Annotated in this window: 15 protein-coding genes; 13 read left to right on the top strand and 2 right to left on the bottom strand. The window is 64.2% G+C overall.

Features of this window, described 5'->3' with window-relative positions; translation table 11 throughout:
- Positions 1–119: 119 nt before the first annotated feature.
- The 4 genes from ACZ9C1_RS00490 (at position 120) to ACZ9C1_RS00475 (ending at position 5,046) form a co-directional block, all read left to right on the top strand.
- On the top strand, positions 120–1,436 hold the full coding sequence (locus ACZ9C1_RS00490) for a urate hydroxylase PuuD (RefSeq protein ID WP_277503278.1): 1,317 nt from the start codon (positions 120–122) through the stop codon (positions 1,434–1,436).
- Positions 1,437–1,630: 194 nt separating this feature from the next.
- Complete coding sequence (locus ACZ9C1_RS00485; RefSeq protein WP_046856489.1) at positions 1,631–2,986, top strand: nucleobase:cation symporter-2 family protein; 1,356 nt, start codon at positions 1,631–1,633, stop codon at positions 2,984–2,986.
- A 141-nt stretch (positions 2,987–3,127) separates the two neighbouring features.
- A complete protein-coding gene (locus tag ACZ9C1_RS00480) occupies positions 3,128–3,913 on the top strand; it encodes an outer membrane protein OmpK (protein ID WP_139672561.1) in 786 nt (261 codons plus the stop codon).
- Between the two features lie 350 nt (positions 3,914–4,263).
- Positions 4,264–5,046 (top strand): outer membrane protein OmpK, encoded by a 783-nt coding sequence (locus ACZ9C1_RS00475; protein WP_102684649.1) that lies wholly within the window; start codon positions 4,264–4,266, stop codon positions 5,044–5,046.
- 67 nt (positions 5,047–5,113) lie between these two features.
- Here ACZ9C1_RS00475 and ACZ9C1_RS00470 read toward each other — a convergent pair whose 3' ends face one another.
- Positions 5,114–6,028, bottom strand: coding sequence for a DUF808 domain-containing protein (locus ACZ9C1_RS00470; protein ID WP_277503276.1), 915 nt, complete (start codon positions 6,026–6,028; stop codon positions 5,114–5,116).
- Positions 6,029–6,160: 132 nt separating this feature from the next.
- On the opposite strand from ACZ9C1_RS00470, the gene ACZ9C1_RS00465 reads away from it, so the two are divergent.
- Positions 6,161–6,772: a TetR/AcrR family transcriptional regulator gene (locus ACZ9C1_RS00465; protein WP_028692838.1), complete on the top strand. Its 612-nt coding sequence runs from the start codon at positions 6,161–6,163 to the stop codon at positions 6,770–6,772.
- A 141-nt stretch (positions 6,773–6,913) separates the two neighbouring features.
- Here the strand turns inward: ACZ9C1_RS00465 and ACZ9C1_RS00460 are convergent, their stop codons facing one another.
- Positions 6,914–7,354 carry a GlcG/HbpS family heme-binding protein gene (locus tag ACZ9C1_RS00460; protein ID WP_139672567.1) on the bottom strand — a complete coding sequence of 147 codons (441 nt, stop codon included), beginning with the start codon at positions 7,352–7,354 and terminating at the stop codon, positions 6,914–6,916.
- 257 nt (positions 7,355–7,611) lie between these two features.
- On the opposite strand from ACZ9C1_RS00460, the gene gcl reads away from it, so the two are divergent.
- From gcl to ACZ9C1_RS00420, 8 genes are all read left to right on the top strand, one after another.
- Positions 7,612–9,387 carry a glyoxylate carboligase gene (gene gcl, locus ACZ9C1_RS00455; RefSeq protein WP_102684645.1) on the top strand — a complete coding sequence of 592 codons (1,776 nt, stop codon included), beginning with the start codon at positions 7,612–7,614 and terminating at the stop codon, positions 9,385–9,387.
- Between the two features lie 54 nt (positions 9,388–9,441).
- On the top strand, positions 9,442–10,224 hold the full coding sequence (hyi, locus tag ACZ9C1_RS00450; RefSeq protein WP_046856495.1) for a hydroxypyruvate isomerase: 783 nt from the start codon (positions 9,442–9,444) through the stop codon (positions 10,222–10,224).
- A gap of 176 nt (positions 10,225–10,400) precedes the next feature.
- The gene (locus ACZ9C1_RS00445) at positions 10,401–11,294 is read left to right on the top strand and encodes a 2-hydroxy-3-oxopropionate reductase (protein ID WP_023631172.1); all 894 of its coding nucleotides are present in this window, start codon (positions 10,401–10,403) and stop codon (positions 11,292–11,294) included.
- Between the two features lie 172 nt (positions 11,295–11,466).
- Positions 11,467–12,741: a glycerate kinase type-2 family protein gene (locus tag ACZ9C1_RS00440; protein ID WP_198753822.1), complete on the top strand. Its 1,275-nt coding sequence runs from the start codon at positions 11,467–11,469 to the stop codon at positions 12,739–12,741.
- Complete coding sequence (gene pyk, locus ACZ9C1_RS00435) at positions 12,738–14,153, top strand: pyruvate kinase (protein WP_110605504.1); 1,416 nt, start codon at positions 12,738–12,740, stop codon at positions 14,151–14,153. The genes ACZ9C1_RS00440 and pyk overlap by 4 nt, the downstream gene beginning before the upstream one ends.
- Positions 14,154–14,251: 98 nt before the next feature.
- Positions 14,252–15,127 (top strand): urea transporter, encoded by an 876-nt coding sequence (locus ACZ9C1_RS00430; RefSeq protein ID WP_139672574.1) that lies wholly within the window; start codon positions 14,252–14,254, stop codon positions 15,125–15,127.
- A gap of 45 nt (positions 15,128–15,172) precedes the next feature.
- A complete protein-coding gene (locus ACZ9C1_RS00425; protein ID WP_102683547.1) occupies positions 15,173–15,994 on the top strand; it encodes an ion transporter in 822 nt (273 codons plus the stop codon).
- Positions 15,995–16,118: 124 nt separating this feature from the next.
- Positions 16,119–17,117, top strand: a complete 999-nt coding sequence (locus ACZ9C1_RS00420; protein ID WP_102683548.1) for a sulfate ABC transporter substrate-binding protein — start codon at positions 16,119–16,121, stop codon at positions 17,115–17,117.
- The last annotated feature ends 35 nt before the right edge of the window (positions 17,118–17,152 follow it).

Here is a 17,152-nt window from a genome sequence, read left to right as displayed (position 1 = left end):
AGGAAGCGGAGTTTGCTCATTGCAAATGAGCATTCCGAGCCTGTTTTCAACGCAGCAGGATCGCCGCGCAGAAGTGTTTCGTGCAGTCCCTGAACGGTGACTGGCGAAAGGTATATACTGTGGAAGCACACCTTCACGAATGGCTGAACCTGAGCATTCGCTGGGTTCACATGATCACCGGCGTGGCCTGGATCGGTGCATCGTTCTACTTCGTCTGGCTGGAGAACCACCTGAACCGAAGCAACCCGCGCGATGGGTTGTCGGGTGACCTCTGGGCCATCCACGGTGGTGGTATCTACCACCTGGAAAAATACAAGCTGGCCCCGCCGAAGATGCCCGAGAACCTGCACTGGTTCAAATGGGAAGCCTACTTCACCTGGATGTCCGGGATCGCCCTGCTGTGCGTGGTGTTCTACTGGAACCCGACCCTGTACCTGCTGGCACCCGGCAGCACCCTCAGCGGTGCCGAAGGCGTGGCCATTGGTATTGGCTCGCTGATCGCCGGCTGGTTCATCTACGACTTCCTCTGCGACTCGCCCCTGGGCAAGAAGCCGGCCCTGCTCGGCGCCGTGCTGTTCGTGCTGATCATCGCCGCCTGCTGGGGCTTCAGCCTGGTGTTCAGCGGCCGCGGCGCGTACCTGCACACCGGCGCGATCATCGGCACCATCATGGTCGGCAACGTGTTCCGTATCATCATGCCGGCGCAGCGCCAGCTGGTGGCGGCCATCGAGAACAACCAGACTCCCGACCCGGTGCTGCCGGCCAAGGGCCTGCTGCGCTCGCGCCACAACAACTACTTCACCCTGCCGGTGCTGTTCATCATGATCAGCAACCACTTCCCGAGCACCTACGGCAGCCAGTACAACTGGCTGATCCTGGCCGGGATCGCGGTGGCCGCGGTATTGATCCGTCACTATTTCAACACCCGCCACGACAGCAACAAGTACGCCTGGACCCTGCCAGTCGGTGCCCTGGCGATGATCTGCCTGGCCTACGTGACCGGCCCCAAGCCGCTGCCGACCGCCCCTGAGCAAGCCGCCGCCAAGGTCGAGTACCAGCCGCTGCCGGCCACTGCCGTAGGTGGCAAGACCGCCGCCGAGCTGCGCGCCGAGGAAGCCGCCAAACCTGCGGCCCCCGCCGAGGCACCTGCCCAGGCCACCACCCAGGCTGGCGGTGAAACCTTCGACAAGATCCACACCGTCATCCAGGAACGCTGCACCGTGTGCCATTCGGCCAAGCCGACCAGCCCGCTGTTCAGCGCAGCCCCAGCCGGCGTGATGTTCGACACCCCGCAGCAGATCCAGGCCCAGGCCGCGCGCATCCAGGCGCAGGCCGTCGCCAGCCAGATCATGCCGCTGGGCAACATCACCCAGATGACCGTCGAGGAGCGCAAGCTGGTCGGCGACTGGATCGCCAAAGGCGCGCAGGTCAACTGAGACACCCCACGACTGCGTGGGAGCGGGCTTGCCCCGCAATGAGGCCGGTACTCCCGGCCTCGCTACAAGCTCTACGTAACAAGCAAGCATCGAGCGTTCGGCTTCACGCGGGAACCCCGGCCTCCTTTACCGGAGCCTGCCACGTGAAGCCGCCCGCTTGGATCCGAGAATAAAAACAAAACTCGAGGTGCTGCATGTCCGAGTCACCCAAGGCGTACATCCCTGTTGCGCCGCCACGACAGCCCCTGCCTTTGTTCCAGCTGATCCTGGTGGGTCTGCAACACGTTCTGCTGATGTACGGCGGCGCCATCGCGGTGCCGCTGATCATTGGCCAGGCGGCGGGCCTGTCCCGCGAAGAAGTCGCCTTCCTGATCAACGCCGACCTGCTGGTCGCCGGCGTTGCCACGATCATCCAATCCTTCGGTATCGGCCCGGTCGGCATTCGCATGCCGGTCATGATGGGCGCCAGCTTCGCCGCCGTCGGCAGCATGGTGGCCATGGCCGGCATGCCGGGCGTCGGCCTGCAGGGGATCTTCGGCGCGACCATCGCCGCCGGATTCTTCGGCATGCTGATCGCGCCGTTCATGTCCAAGGTCGTGCGCTTCTTCCCGCCGCTGGTGACCGGCACGGTCATCACCTCCATCGGCTTGTCGCTGTTCCCGGTAGCGGTCAACTGGGCCGGTGGCGGCCATGACGCCGAAGCCTTCGGCGCGCCGATCTACCTGATGGTCGCCGGCCTGGTGCTGGCGGTGATCCTGCTGATCAACCGCTTCATGCGCGGCTTCTGGGTCAACGTGTCGGTACTGGTGGGCATGGGCCTGGGTTACGTGCTCGCCGGTTCCATCGGCATGGTCGACCTGTCGGGCCTGAGCGAGGCACCGTGGCTGCAGGTGGTTACGCCGCTGCACTTCGGCATGCCGACCTTCAGCCTGGCGCCGATCCTGTCGATGTGCCTGGTGGTGGTGATCATCTTCGTCGAGTCGACGGGCATGTTCCTTGCCCTGGGCAAGGTGACCGACCGTGAAGTAACGCCAGGCATGCTGCGGCGCGGCCTGCTGTGCGATGCCGGCGCGTCGTTCATCGCCGGCTTCTTCAACACCTTCACCCACTCCTCGTTCGCCCAGAACATCGGCCTGGTGCAGATGACCGGGGTGCGCTGCCGCTACGTCACGGTGATGGCCGGCGCGTTGCTGATCCTGCTCAGCCTGCTGCCCAAGGCGGCCTTCCTGATCGCCTCGATCCCGCCCGCGGTACTGGGCGGCGCGTCCATCGCCATGTTCGGCATGGTCACCGCCACCGGGATCAAGATCCTCCAGGAAGCGGACATCTCCGACCGACGCAACCAGTTGCTGGTCGCCGTCAGCGTCGGCTTTGGCCTGATCCCGGTGGTGCGCCCGGAGTTCTTCGCGCAGATGCCGCAGTGGATGGAACCGATCACCCACAGTGGCATCGCCATGGCCACCCTCAGCGCCCTGGTGCTGAACCTGCTGTTCAACATCCTCGGCGGCGCCGACCGCGCCGCGCACAACGATGCCTGTCACCAGCATTGAGTGACCAGGGGCGGCGCCGTCCTGGCCGCCCCGCTTCAACCCTGTGGTAACGCAGTACCGTCGGCCCGCCGGAATGGGCCGTCCGGGGCGCCTGCGCGCCGAAAAAGCCCTTACAAAAACAATAAGTCCGGGAATCACAACATGAAGCGCATCACCACCTCCGTCCTGCTGGGCAGCAGCCTGCTGGCCACCCTCCCCGCCCATGCCGGCGAATGGCTGCAGTGGCACGGCGAAAGCCTGTCCTACCTTTACGGCAAGGACTTCAAGGTCAACCCCGACATCCAGCAGACCATCACCTTCGAACACGCCAACAAGTGGAAGTACGGCGACACCTTCCTGTTCGTCGACAAGATCTTCTACAACGGCAAGGCCGACCCCGGCAAAGGCGTGACCACCTACTACGGTGAGTTCAGCCCGCGCCTGTCGTTCGGCAAGATCTTCGAGCGCAACCTGGCCTTCGGCCCGGTCAAGGACGTGCTGCTGGCCATGACCTACGAGCGTGGCGAGGGCGACAACGAGGCCTACCTGATCGGCCCCGGCTTCGATCTGAACGTGCCCGGCTTCAACTACTTCACCCTGAATTTCTACCTGCGTAACACCGAAGGCAGCCGCCCCGGCGACAACGTCTGGCAGATCACCCCGGCCTGGTCCTACACCATCCCGGTGGGCAAGTCCGACATCCTGATCGACGGCTACATCGACTGGGTGGTCGACAACGACCAGACCCGTCGCGGCACCTACCACGCCAACCTGCAGTTCAACCCACAGGTCAAATACGACCTGGGCAAGGCCCTTAACCTGGGCGCCAAGCAGCTCTACGTCGGCTTCGAATACAGCTACTGGAAGGACAAGTACGGCATTGACAGCCGCGGCAACGTGGACAGCAACCAGAGCGTCGCCAGCGCCCTGGTGAAGGTGCATTTCTGACCGAACGGGCGCATGCCCGATGATGTGACACCGTGCTCCAGGACGGAGCACTTGAGGCCCGGCGCGCAAGTGAGTAATCTGCGCGCCCCCTCGATCGGGGCGGGAAGGATCCCGCCCGCGTTTGCTGACCGCCCAGTCAATGTTTCCGGGCGGTTTGCCAACGTGTTGCCAGCGTGAAATACCTATTTCATCCGTTCAGAAAGACGTCGAGCAGGATGGTTGTGCCCAACGTGGAAAAGTTGGCGCAGCTCTTGCCAAACAGCTGTGGCCAATTGAAAAAAGCTGACCCAAAAGACAAGAACAGCGCCCGAGCGCTGACAACAGATCCAATAAAGGGAGCGACACACGCAATGCGTACCATCAATAGCCTGATCCTCGCCGGCGGCCTGCTGGCCTGCGGCGCCAGCCAAGCCGGTGACCTGCTGCAATGGCAGAACAACAGCCTGACCTACCTGTGGGGCAAGAACTTCAAGGTCAACCCCGAGACCCAGCAGACGGTCACCTTCGAGCACGCCGATGCGTGGAAGTACGGCGACAACTTCTTCTTCTTCGACAAGATCTTCTACCAGGGCAAGAAGGACGCCAGTAACGGCCCGAACACCTACTACGGCGAGTTCAGCCCACGCCTGTCGTTCGGCAAGATCTTCGACCAGAAGCTCGAGTTCGGCCCGGTCAAGGACGTGCTGCTGGCCATGACCTACGAGTTCGGCGAGGGTGACACCGAGTCCTACCTGATCGGCCCCGGCTTCGACCTGGCGATCCCAGGCTTCGACTACTTCCAGCTGAACTTCTACCAGCGCACCACCGACGGCAGCCGCCCAGGCGACAACGTCTGGCAGATCACCCCGGTGTGGTCCTACACCATCCCTGTGGGTTCGTCCGACATTCTCATCGACGGCTTCATGGACTGGGTGGTGGACAACGACGAGAACCGTCGCGGCACCTACCAGGCGAACCTGCACTTCAACCCGCAGGTCAAGTACGACCTGGGCAAAGCGCTGCACCTGGGCGAGAAGCAGTTGTACGTGGGTATCGAGTACGACTACTGGAAGAACAAGTACGGCATCAAGGACAGCGATGCCTTCACTACCGATCAGAACACCATGAGCTTCCTGGTGAAAGTGCACTTCTGATCACACAGCGCTCAGGCTCTGTCTGACGTGGGAGCGGGCTTGCCCCGCCCCCACGTCCCTGCGCTACTCAGTGAGCAGGGCGCAGCGCCTGCCACAGCTTGCCGACGACGCTCACCACCGCCAGCACCACAGCCCCCGCAATCACCCCCGCCACACCATTGAGCAGTGCCCCGGTCAACGCCCCGCCGCGCCCCTCGGCGAACGCCTCGATGGCGTGATGCAGCGGCGCGATGCCGTGCACCAGGATCCCGCCACCGACCAGGAACATCGCCGCGGTGCCAATCACCGACAGGCTTTTCATCATGTACGGCGCTGCGCGCAGGATGCCGTTGCCCACCGCCTGGCTCAGCGCCGAGGCTTTCTTGGTCATCCACAGCCCCAGGTCATCGAGCTTGACGATGCCTGCCACCAGGCCATACACCCCCAGGGTCATAACGATGGCGATCCCCGACAGCACGATGATCTGCTGGCTCAGCGGCGCATCGGCCACGGTGCCCAGGGTGATGGCGATGATCTCGGCGGAGAGGATGAAATCGGTGCGCACCGCGCCCTTGATCTTGCTCTTCTCAAAGGCCACCAGGTCAACCTGCTCATCCGCCACGGCCGCCTTGCGCGCCTCGTGCTGCGCGTCGTCCTCGGCCTTGCTGTGCAGGAACTTGTGCGCCAGCTTCTCGAAGCCCTCGAAGCACAGGTAGGCGCCACCAACCATCAGCAGCGGAATCACCGCCCAGGGAATGAACGCGCTGATCAGCAACGCCGCCGGCACCAGGATCGCCTTGTTCACCAGCGAGCCCTTGGCCACCGCCCACACCACCGGGATCTCGCGTTCGGCGCGCACGCCGGTGACCTGCTGGGCGTTGAGCGCCAGGTCGTCGCCCAGTACCCCGGCGGTCTTCTTCGCCGCGACCTTGGTCATCAACGAGACATCGTCGAGTACCGTGGCGATATCGTCGATCAGTACCAGTAAGCTGCTTCCTGCCATGTCAAAATGTTTCCAGTAGGTTCGAATGGCCGGGATTCTAGCCCAAAGACGCTGCCTTGAGCGCCCGTCCGAGCGGGTGCTACCATGCCGGACCCCTCTTGGAGGGGCCAGACCCGAGGAAGATTCCCGACAATGAGCACCATTCGCGAGCGCAACAAGGAACTGATCCTGCGCGCAGCCAGTGAAGAATTCGCCGACAAGGGCTTCGCCGCCACCAAGACCAGCGATATCGCGGCCAAGGCCGGCCTGCCCAAGCCGAACGTGTACTACTACTTCAAGTCGAAGGAAAACCTCTACCGCGAGGTGCTCGAGAGCATCATCGCGCCGATCATGCAGGCCTCGACGCCGTTCAACGCCGACGGCGATCCGAAAGAAGTGCTCAGCGCGTACATCCGCTCGAAGATCCGCATCTCCCGCGACCTGCCCCACGCCTCCAAGGTGTTCGCCAGCGAGATCATGCATGGCGCGCCGCACCTGTCGCCGCGCCAGGTGGAGCAGCTCAACGAGCAGGCCCGCCACAACATCGAGTGCATCCAGCGCTGGATCGAGCGCGGCCAGATCGCCCACGTCGACCCGCACCACCTGATGTTCAGCATCTGGGCGGCGACGCAAACCTATGCGGATTTCGACTGGCAGATCGCCGTGGTGACCGGCAAGGCCAAGCTGGCCGACAGCGACTATGACGCGGCGGCCGAGACCATCATCCGCCTGGTGCTGAAGGGCTGCGAGCCCGAGGCAGCCTGACAGGGCCAATGGGGCTGCTGCGCAGCCCTTATCGCCGGCAAGCCGGCTCCCACAGGCCCTGCACAATTCCTGTGGGAGCCGGCTTGTCGTGGCGACGAACCGCGGCGATGGGCCGCACAGCGGCCCCAGAGAAACTGAACCTTAAGCCGCCACCCCGGCATCCGCCGTCAGCCCGACTTCCTCAATTGCATTGATTGCGCACTGCTCGTCGATATCCGACGTATCCCCGCTGATCCCCACCGCCCCCAGCACCCTGCCCTCCTGGTCACGGATCAGCACGCCCCCTGGCACCGGCACCACCGGTCGCTCGCCGAGCCCGTTCAAAGCCGCGTAGAAGGCTGGGCGCTGCTGCGAGTCCAGCGCCAGCAGGCGCGAACCCTTGCCCAACGCCACCGCACCCCAGGCCTTGCCAATGGCCACCTCGGGGCGCAGCAGGCTGGCGCCGTCCTCGCGCTGCAACGCCAGCAGATGCCCGCCGGCGTCGAGCACCGCCACGGTCAAGGGCGCAGCGTTGATCTTGCGGCCTGCGGCCAACGCGGCATTTACCACGCCCACGGCCTGTTTGAGGGTCAATGCGTTCATGAAAAGGTCCTCTTCTTGTTGTGAGAAGCCCTGAGGGCAGTTGAAAACCAATAGACACGATAGAACACAACAAAGACACTGTTTGTATACAATTTTCTGATCCAATGTCTCTAACTGCGACGAAATGCCGCCCTTTTTCGCCATGACCAGCAAGTCAAACCCGCCGACGAAAATGGATTGACCTTTTGCGCCGACCATGAATACACTCTTACGCAACGCAAGTTGTATACAATTACAAAATCGATGAGGCACAAACCATGAGCAAAATGAGAGCAATCGATGCAGCCGTTCTGGTCATGCGCCGTGAAGGTGTAGATACCGCGTTCGGCATTCCCGGCGCCGCGATCAACCCGCTGTACTCGGCCCTGAAGAAAGTCGGTGGCATCGATCACGTCCTCGCTCGCCACGTCGAAGGCGCCTCGCACATGGCCGAGGGCTACACCCGCGCCAACCCGGGCAACATCGGCGTGTGCATCGGCACCTCCGGCCCCGCCGGCACCGACATGGTCACCGGCCTGTACAGCGCCTCGGCCGACTCCATCCCGATCCTCTGCATCACCGGCCAAGCCCCGCGTGCCCGCCTGCACAAGGAAGACTTCCAGGCCGTCGACATCACCAGCATCGTCAAGCCGGTGACCAAGTGGGCGACCACCGTGCTGGAGCCGGGCCAGGTGCCTTACGCATTCCAGAAGGCCTTCTACGAAATGCGCACCGGCCGCCCAGGCCCCGTGCTGATCGACCTGCCGTTCGACGTGCAGATGGCCGAGATCGAGTTCGACATCGATGCCTACGAGCCACTGGCGATCAGCAAGCCAGCCGCCACCCGCGTCCAGGCTGAAAAAGCCCTGGCCCTGCTCAATGACGCCGAGCGCCCGCTGCTGGTAGCTGGCGGCGGCATCATCAACGCCGACGCCAGCGACAAGCTGGTCGAGTTCGCCGAGCTGACCGGCGTCCCGGTAGTGCCAACCCTGATGGGCTGGGGCACCATCCCGGACGATCACGAATTGATGGTCGGCATGGTCGGCCTGCAGACCTCGCACCGCTACGGCAACGCGACCATGCTCAAGTCCGACCTGGTGTTCGGCATCGGCAACCGCTGGGCCAACCGCCATACCGGCTCCGTCGACGTCTACACCGAAGGCCGCAAGTTCGTGCACGTGGACATCGAACCGACCCAGATCGGCCGAGTGTTCACTCCAGATTTGGGTATCGTCTCGGACGCCGGCAAGGCCCTGGACGTGTTCCTCGAAGTGGCCCGCGAATGGAAAGCCGCAGGCCTGCTCAAGTGCCGCAAGGCCTGGCTGGAAGACTGCCAGGAACGCAAGGCTACCCTGCAGCGCAAGACCAACTTCGACAACGTCCCGGTCAAGCCGCAGCGCGTGTACCAGGAAATGAACGAAGTGTTCGGCAAGGACACCACCTACGTCAGCACCATCGGCCTGTCGCAGATCGCCGGCGCGCAGTTCCTGCACGTGTACAAGCCACGCCACTGGATCAACTGCGGCCAGGCCGGCCCGCTGGGCTGGACCATCCCTGCCGCGCTGGGTGTCGTCAAGGCCGACCCGAAACGCAAGGTGGTCGCGCTGTCCGGTGACTACGACTTCCAGTTCATGATCGAAGAGCTGGCGGTGGGCGCGCAGTTCAACCTGCCGTACGTCCACGTGCTGGTGAACAACGCCTACCTCGGCCTGATCCGCCAGGCGCAGCGTGGTTTCGACATGGATTACTGTGTACAACTGGCGTTCGAGAACATCAATTCCACCGACGCCGCCACCTACGGTGTCGACCACGTCGCCGTGGTCGAGGGCCTGGGCTGCAAGGCCATCCGCGTGTTCCAACCGGCCGAGATCGCCCCTGCCCTGCTCAAGGCGCAGAAGATGGCCGAAGAGTTCCGCGTGCCGGTGGTGGTCGAAGTGATTCTCGAGCGTGTGACCAACATTTCCATGGGCACCGAGATCAACGCGGTCAACGAGTTCGAAGACCTCGCCCTGGTCGGCAACGACGCGCCGACCGCCATCTCGCTGCTGGACTGATCGCCTGACGCCCCCGCGCCGCGCGCGGGGGCAATCAACGCAAGGAGACGACTTATGCCTCGCTTCGCCGCCAACCTGTCCATGCTGTTCACCGAACAGGACTTCCTGGCTCGCTTCAAGGCCGCCGCCGACGCTGGTTTCAGCGGCGTCGAATACCTCTTCCCGTACGATTTCAGCGCCGCCGAGATCAAGCAGCAGCTCGACGCCCATGGCCTGACCCAGGTGCTGTTCAACCTGCCCGCGGGCGACTGGTCGAAAGGTGAGCGTGGCATCACCTGCCACCCCGACCGCGTCGAAGAGTTCCGCGCCGGTGTCGACAAGGCCATCGAGTACGCCAAGGTGCTGGGCAACACCCAGGTCAATGCCCTGGCCGGCATCCGCCCGCAAGGCCCGGACTGCGCCACCGTGCGCAAGACCTTCGTGGAAAACCTGCGCTACGCCGCCGACAAGCTCAAGGCCGCCGGCATCCGCCTGGTCATGGAAATGATCAACACCCGCGACATCCCGGGCTTCTACCTGAATACCACGAAACAGGCCCTGGAAATCCAGGCCGAGGTGGGCAGCGACAACCTGTTCCTGCAGTACGACATCTACCACATGCAGATCATGGAAGGTGACCTGGCGCGCACCCTGGAAACCAACCTCAAGCTGATCAACCACGTGCAGCTGGCCGACAACCCGGGCCGCCACGAGCCGGGCACCGGCGAGATCAACTACCGCTTCCTGTTCGAGCACCTGGACCGCATCGGCTACCAGGGCTGGGTGGGCGCGGAGTACAAGCCCAAGACCACCACCGAAGCCGGCCTGGGCTGGCTCAAAACTCACAACGCTATCTAAGGATTCGCTCGAAGGGGCTGCCCTGATTGGCCCCTGTGGGAGCTGGCTTGCCAGCGATAGCGTCAACACGGCCAACATCGTTTGCATATCGATCGCAATCGCTGGCAAGCCAGCTCCCACAAGGTTCGCACCGCCTGCTCCATCGAGATTCAACAATTACAACGAGGTAATCTCTCATGGCTAAAATCGGTTTCATCGGCACCGGCATCATGGGCAACCCCATGGCCCAGAACCTGCAAAAAGCAGGTCACAGCATCTTCGTTTCGACCCACCACGACGCAGCTCCGGCCAACCTGATCGCCGCTGGCGGCGTGGCCCTGGCCAACCCGAAGGAAGTGGCCCAGGAAGCTGAATTCATCATCGTCATGGTGCCCGACACCCCACAGGTCGAAAGCGTGCTGTTCGGTGAAAATGGCGTCGCCGAAGGCGTGGGCCCGAACAAGGTGGTGATCGACATGAGCTCGATCTCGCCTACCGCCACCAAAGCCTTCGCCGAGAAGATCAAGGCCACCGGCGCCGCCTACCTGGACGCCCCGGTGTCCGGCGGCGAAGTCGGCGCCAAGGCCGCGACCCTGAGCATCATGGTCGGCGGCTGCCCGAAAGCCTTCGAGCGCGCCCTGCCGCTGTTCGAAGCCATGGGCAAGAACATCACCCGCGTCGGCGGCAACGGCGATGGCCAGACCGCCAAGGTGGCCAACCAGATCATCGTCGCCCTGAACATCCAGGCCGTTGCCGAAGCCCTGCTGTTCGCCGCCAAGAACGGCGCCGACCCGGCCAAGGTGCGCGAGGCGCTGATGGGCGGCTTCGCATCGTCGAAGATCCTCGAAGTGCACGCCGAGCGCATGATCAAAGGCACCTTCGACCCAGGCTTCCGCATCAACCTGCACCAGAAGGACCTCAACCTGGCCCTGCAAGGCGCCAAGGAGCTGGGCATCAACCTGCCCAACACCTCCAATGCCCAGCAAGTGTTCAACACCTGCCAGGCCCTGGGCGGCGGCAACTGGGACCACTCGGCGCTGATCAAGGGCCTGGAGCACATGGCCAACTTCTCGATCCGCGACGACAAGTAAACCTGTACCTGCCCTTCGCGGATTCATCCGCGATGCGGCCAACACCAATGAACCTGTAACCACAGGTCCATGAGGTGACACCGAGCAACACCCGCCCCTGGTTCGGCCTGCACGGAGGCAGTTCCAGGGGCGTTTTCGATTTTGCAGAACAACAAGAATCTGGGAGCCTGCCATGTCGGTCGATCCACAAAAATTCCTGCGCGAGCTGTTCGACACAGCCATCGCCGCCGCCCACCCCCGTCAGGTCCTCGAACCCCACCTGCCCGCCGACCGTAGCGGCCGGGTCATCGTCATCGGCGCCGGCAAGGCCGCTGCCGCCATGGCCGAAGTGGTCGAGAAGAGCTGGCAGGGCGAAGTCTCTGGCCTGGTGGTCACCCGCTACGGCCATGGCGCCAGCTGCCAGAAGATCGAGGTGGTCGAAGCCGCCCACCCGGTCCCCGACGCTGCCGGCCTGGCCGTGGCCAAGCGCGTGCTCGCGCTGGTCAGCAACCTGAGCGAAGACGACCGCGTCATCTTCCTGCTCTCCGGCGGTGGCTCGGCCCTGCTGGCCCTACCCGCCGAAGGCCTGACCCTGGCCGACAAGCAGCAGATCAACAAGGCCCTGCTGAAATCCGGCGCCACCATCGGCGAGATGAACTGCGTGCGCAAGCACCTCTCGGCGATCAAGGGCGGGCGCCTGGCCAAGGCCTGCTGGCCGGCCACCGTCTACACCTACGCGATTTCCGATGTACCGGGCGACCTGGCCACGGTCATCGCCTCCGGCCCCACCGTGGCCGACCCCAGCACCTCGGCCGATGCCCTGGCGATCCTCAAGCGCTACAACATCGAAGCGCCCAAGGCCGTCATCGACTGGCTCAACAACCCGGCGTCGGAAACCGTCAAGGCCGACGACCCGGCTCTTTCGCGCAGCCACTTCCAACTGATCGCCAGGCCCCAGCAGTCGCTCGAGGCCGCCGCGGTGAAAGCCCGCCAGGCCGGCTTCAGCCCGCTGATCCTCGGTGACCTGGAAGGCGAGTCGCGCGAGGTGGCCAAGGTGCATGCCGGCATCGCCCGCCAGGTCGTCCTGCACGGCCAGCCGCTGAAGGCACCCTGCGTGATCCTCTCCGGCGGCGAGACCACCGTCACCGTGCGCGGCAATGGCCGTGGCGGGCGCAACGCCGAGTTCCTGCTCAGCCTTACCGAAAGCCTCAAGGGCCTGCCGGGGGTGTACGCATTGGCCGGCGATACCGACGGCATCGACGGCTCCGAGGACAACGCCGGCGCCTTCATGACCCCGGACAGCCACGCCCGCGCCGAAGCCCTGGGCCTGTCGGCAAGCGATGAGCTGGACAACAACAACGGCTACGGCTACTTCGCCGCGCTCGACGCGCTGATCGTCACCGAGCCGACCCGCACCAACGTCAATGACTTCCGCGCCATCCTGATCCTCGAGACCGACCCCTCATGACGCCTGATAAAAAAGTAAAAATCCTCGCCACCCTCGGGCCTGCGATCAAGGGCATCGATGACATCCGCCAGCTGGTCGAGGCCGGGGTGAACATCTTCCGCCTCAACTTCAGCCACGGCGAACACGCCGACCACGCCCTGCGCTACCAGTGGATCCGCGAAGTCGAGCAGCAGCTCAACTACCCGCTGGGCATCCTCATGGACCTGCAGGGGCCGAAGCTGCGCGTCGGCCGCTTCGCCGACGGCAAGGTGCAACTGCAACGCGGCCAGGCCCTGCGCCTGGACCTGGACAAGACCCCGGGCGACAGCCGCCGGGTGAACCTGCCGCACCCGGAGATCATCGCCGCGCTGGAGCCCGGCATGGACCTGCTGCTCGATGACGGCAAGCTGCGCCTGCGCGTCACCGCCAAGCACAGTGACGCCATCGACACCGAAGTGCTGGCCGGCGGCGAGCTGTCCGACCGCAAGGGCGTCAACGTGCCCCAGGCGGTGCTCGACCTATCCCCGCTCACCGAGAAGGACCGCCGCGACCTCACCTTCGGCCTCGAGCTGGGCGTGGACTGGGTGGCCCTGTCGTTCGTGCAGCGCCCGCAAGACATCCTCGAAGCGCGCGAGCTGATCGGCGACCGTGCCTACCTGATGGCCAAGATCGAGAAGCCCTCGGCGGTCGAGCAGCTGCAGGCCATCGCCGAGCTGTCCGACGCGATCATGGTCGCCCGTGGCGACCTGGGCGTGGAAGTGCCGGCCGAGAGCGTGCCGCAGATCCAGAAGGGCATCATCAATACCTGCCGCCAGCTGGGCAAGCCGGTGGTGGTGGCCACGCAGATGCTCGAATCCATGCGCTTCTCCCCGGCCCCGACCCGCGCCGAGGTCACCGATGTGGCCAACGCCGTGGCCGAAGGCGCCGACGCGGTGATGCTGTCGGCCGAGACCGCCTCGGGCGACTACCCGCTGGAAGCCGTGCAGATGATGAGCAAGATCATCCGCCAGGTGGAGAACGGCCCGGACTACCAGGCCCAGCTCGACGTTGGCCGGCCCAAGGCCGAAGCCACGGTGTCGGACGCCATCAGCTGCGCGATCCGCCGCATCAGCGGCATCCTGCCGGTGGCGGTGCTGGTCAACTACAGCGAATCGGGGAATTCCACCCTGCGCGCCGCCCGCGAGCGGCCACGGGCGCCGATCCTCAACCTGACGCCGAACCTGAACACCGCCCGCCGCCTGAGCGTGGCCTGGGGCGTGCACTCGGTGGTCAACGACCGCCTGCGCCAGGTCGACGAAGTGGTCTCCACGGCGCTGGAGATCGCCCAGGCCCAAGGCATGGCCAGCCGTGGCGACACGCTGCTGATCACCGCCGGTGTGCCTTTCGGCAAGCCGGGTTCGACTAATACGCTGCGGATCGAGACCTTGGTCTGAGATCGCCGGGAGGGCTTTGCCCTCCCGATACACCGAACCTGCGGAAAACCGAGGCCCGAAGAGGCCCACCGCTCCCCCACTCACCTTACCGACTGCCCATGTACACCAAGAATTTCGTCAACCCGTGCCCCGACTGGGCCACGGCCTTGCTCAACGGTTTCAGCCAGGTGCTGCTGCTGCGCAATCCCCTGTGCGGCCTGTGCTGCCTGCTGGCCATCCTGCTGACCGCGCCGAACCTGGTCGGCGGCGCCCTGCTCGGCGCCCTGGCCGGCCTGCTTACCGCCCAACGCCGCGGCTACGACCGCGCCGACCGCCAGGCCGGGCTGTACTGCTACAACGGCGTGCTGATCGGCATCCTGATCAGCGCCGTACTGCCCTGGTCGGCGATCCTGCCACCGCTGATCATCGCCGCCGGCGGCCTGTCGAGCATGCTCACCCACCAATGGCGCAAGCGCGGCGGCAAGCTGCTGATCGCCTACACCGCGCCCTTCGTGCTGCTGGGCTGGGCCGCGTTGCTGCTGACCGAGCCGTCGGCCAACGGCTATGTCGAAGCCGATCCTGTGTATGCCCTGCTGCGCGGCGTAGGGCAGATCTTTTTGCTCGACAAGCCCATGGCCGGCCTGCTGATCGTCATCGGCATGTACTTCGCCAACCCCTATGCCGCCACCTGGGCGTTGATCGGCTCGGCCATCGGCGGTGGTGTCGCGCTGCTGGCTGGAGAAACGCAGGCCGCGTGGCTGGGGCTGTATGGCTTCAACGCCGCCCTGGCAGCCCTGGCCTTCAGCCGCCAGGGTGAGAAACCCTGGATGACCTTGCTCGCCATCGCCTGCGCCCTGCTGCTGCAGCCGCTGTTCAACCTGCTGCCGATTTCCGGGCTGACCGCGCCTTTTGTGGCCGCGTGCTGGCTGATGCACCTGGGCAACCACCTGGTCCAGGTCAACCAGCGCCGCAACGCACCCCGCTTGCACAGCTGATACCCAGCCCCTAGGCTCTGCCCATCCACCTATTGGAACGAGCCCATGGACAACCCTGCGAGCCTGCGCGAGCGGCTCTACGTCATCGTCTTCCAGACCGACACCACGGCTGGCAGACGCTTCGACAAGATTCTCCTGCTGATCATCCTGGCCAGCCTGGTGACGGTGATCCTCGACAGCATCGACGACGTTCACCAGAATTACGCCGGGCTGCTGGCCGGGATCGAGTGGGGCTTCACCGCGATCTTCCTCGCCGAATACATCACCCGCCTGTACTGCTCGCCCAAGCCACTGCGCTATGCCTTCAGCTTCTACGGGCTGGTCGACCTGCTGGCGATCGTGCCGGGGATCATCGCCCTTTACTACAGCGACGCCCAGTACCTGCTGATCATCCGCGTGGTGCGCATGCTGCGGATCTTCCGCGTGCTCAAGCTCAGCCCCTACCTCAAGCAGGCCCACTACCTGCTGGCGGCGCTGCAGGGCAGCAAGCAGAAGATCATCGTGTTCCTGGTCAGCGTGTCGACCCTGGTGACCGTGTTCGGCACGTTGATGTACGTGATCGAAGGGCCGGAGCATGGCTTCACCAGCATCCCCAAGGGCATCTACTGGGCCATCGTCACCCTCACCACCGTGGGCTTCGGCGATATCGTGCCGACTACGCCGCTGGGGCAGGTGCTGTCGTCGCTGGTGATGATCACCGGTTACTCGATCATCGCCGTGCCCACCGGGATCTTCACCGCCGAACTGGCCAATGCCATGCGCGGCGAACAGTTGCAGCATGACTGCCCGACCTGTGCCAAGCACCACCACGAGCATGGCGCGGCGTTCTGTTCGCGCTGTGGCAATGCGTTGTTTCCCAAGCAATAGGCAGCATCCCCAATGCAGGGCAAGCATAAGCAAAGAGCCATTTGGTCTTTAGCCACCATAGCGCCAAACGCTATAGTCGCTGGCATATCGCCAACCCTTTGAATCAGAACAAGGAATGCCCCCAGTGAAAAAACTCTTCAGTGCCTCGCTGCTCGCCGCGGGCCTGGCCCTGGGCAACCTCGCCCAGGCCGCCCCTACCCTGCTCAATGTGTCCTACGACGTGATGCGCGACTTCTACAAGGACTACAACCCGGCGTTCCAGAAGCACTGGGAGAAGGAGCACAACGAAAAGGTCAACCTGCAGATGTCCTTCGGCGGCTCGAGCAAGCAGGCGCGCGCGGTGATCGATGGCCTGCCGGCCGACGTGATCACCATGAACATGGCCACCGACATCAACGCCCTGGCCGACAACGGCAAGCTGGTGCCGGACAACTGGGTAACGCGCCTGCCGAACAACAGCGCGCCGTTCACCTCGGCCACCGTGTTCATCGTGCGCAAGGGCAACCCCAAGGCGCTGAAGGACTGGCCGGATCTGCTGAAGGACGGCGTGCAGGTGATCGTGCCCAACCCGAAGACATCGGGTAACGGCCGCTACACCTACCTCTCGGCCTGGGGATACGTGCTCAAGCAGGGCGGTGACGAAAGCAAGGCCCGCGACTTCGTCGGCAAGCTGTTCAAGCAGGCCCCGGTACTGGACACCGGTGGCCGCGCCGCCACCACCACCTTCATGACCAACCAGATCGGCGATGTGCTGGTGACCTTCGAGAACGAGGCCGAGATGATCGCCCGCGAGTTCGGCCGCGACCAGTTCGAAGTGGTCTACCCGAGCGTGTCGGCCGAGGCCGAGCCGCCGGTGAGCGTGGTCGACAAGGTGGTGGCCAAGAAAGGTACCCAGGCCGTGGCCGAGGAATACCTGAAGTACCTGTGGTCGCCGGAGGCCCAGGAGATCGCCGCGAACAACTACCTGCGTCCGCGTGACGCCACCGTGCTGGCCAAGTACACCGACCGTTTCCCGAAAGTCGACTTCCTGTCGGTGGAGAAGACCTTCGGCGACTGGCGTACTGTGCAGAAGACCCACTTCAATGACGGTGGCGTGTTCGACCAGATCTATACCAGCCATTGATCACTGACCTGTACCGGCCTATCGCCGGCAAGCCG

The organism is Pseudomonas sp. TE21435, from assembly GCF_056279265.1.
The sequence above is the reverse complement of the archived record's forward strand: the minus strand, read 5'-3'. Positions and strand labels throughout refer to the sequence as shown.

Bases quoted from the DNA above. Each gene is read 5' to 3' on its own strand.
- ACZ9C1_RS00485 (WP_046856489.1), top strand. From the start codon at position 1,631: ATGTCCGAGTCACCCAAGGCGTACATCCCTGTTGCGCCGCCACGACAG.
- ACZ9C1_RS00480 (WP_139672561.1), top strand. From the start codon at position 3,128: ATGAAGCGCATCACCACCTCCGTCCTGCTGGGCAGCAGCCTGCTGGCC.
- ACZ9C1_RS00475 (WP_102684649.1), top strand. From the start codon at position 4,264: ATGCGTACCATCAATAGCCTGATCCTCGCCGGCGGCCTGCTGGCCTGC.
- ACZ9C1_RS00470 (WP_277503276.1), bottom strand. From the start codon at position 6,028: ATGGCAGGAAGCAGCTTACTGGTACTGATCGACGATATCGCCACGGTA.
- ACZ9C1_RS00465 (WP_028692838.1), top strand. From the start codon at position 6,161: ATGAGCACCATTCGCGAGCGCAACAAGGAACTGATCCTGCGCGCAGCC.
- ACZ9C1_RS00460 (WP_139672567.1), bottom strand. From the start codon at position 7,354: ATGAACGCATTGACCCTCAAACAGGCCGTGGGCGTGGTAAATGCCGCG.
- gcl (WP_102684645.1), top strand. From the start codon at position 7,612: ATGAGCAAAATGAGAGCAATCGATGCAGCCGTTCTGGTCATGCGCCGT.
- hyi (WP_046856495.1), top strand. From the start codon at position 9,442: ATGCCTCGCTTCGCCGCCAACCTGTCCATGCTGTTCACCGAACAGGAC.
- ACZ9C1_RS00445 (WP_023631172.1), top strand. From the start codon at position 10,401: ATGGCTAAAATCGGTTTCATCGGCACCGGCATCATGGGCAACCCCATG.
- ACZ9C1_RS00440 (WP_198753822.1), top strand. From the start codon at position 11,467: ATGTCGGTCGATCCACAAAAATTCCTGCGCGAGCTGTTCGACACAGCC.
- pyk (WP_110605504.1), top strand. From the start codon at position 12,738: ATGACGCCTGATAAAAAAGTAAAAATCCTCGCCACCCTCGGGCCTGCG.
- ACZ9C1_RS00430 (WP_139672574.1), top strand. From the start codon at position 14,252: ATGTACACCAAGAATTTCGTCAACCCGTGCCCCGACTGGGCCACGGCC.
- ACZ9C1_RS00425 (WP_102683547.1), top strand. From the start codon at position 15,173: ATGGACAACCCTGCGAGCCTGCGCGAGCGGCTCTACGTCATCGTCTTC.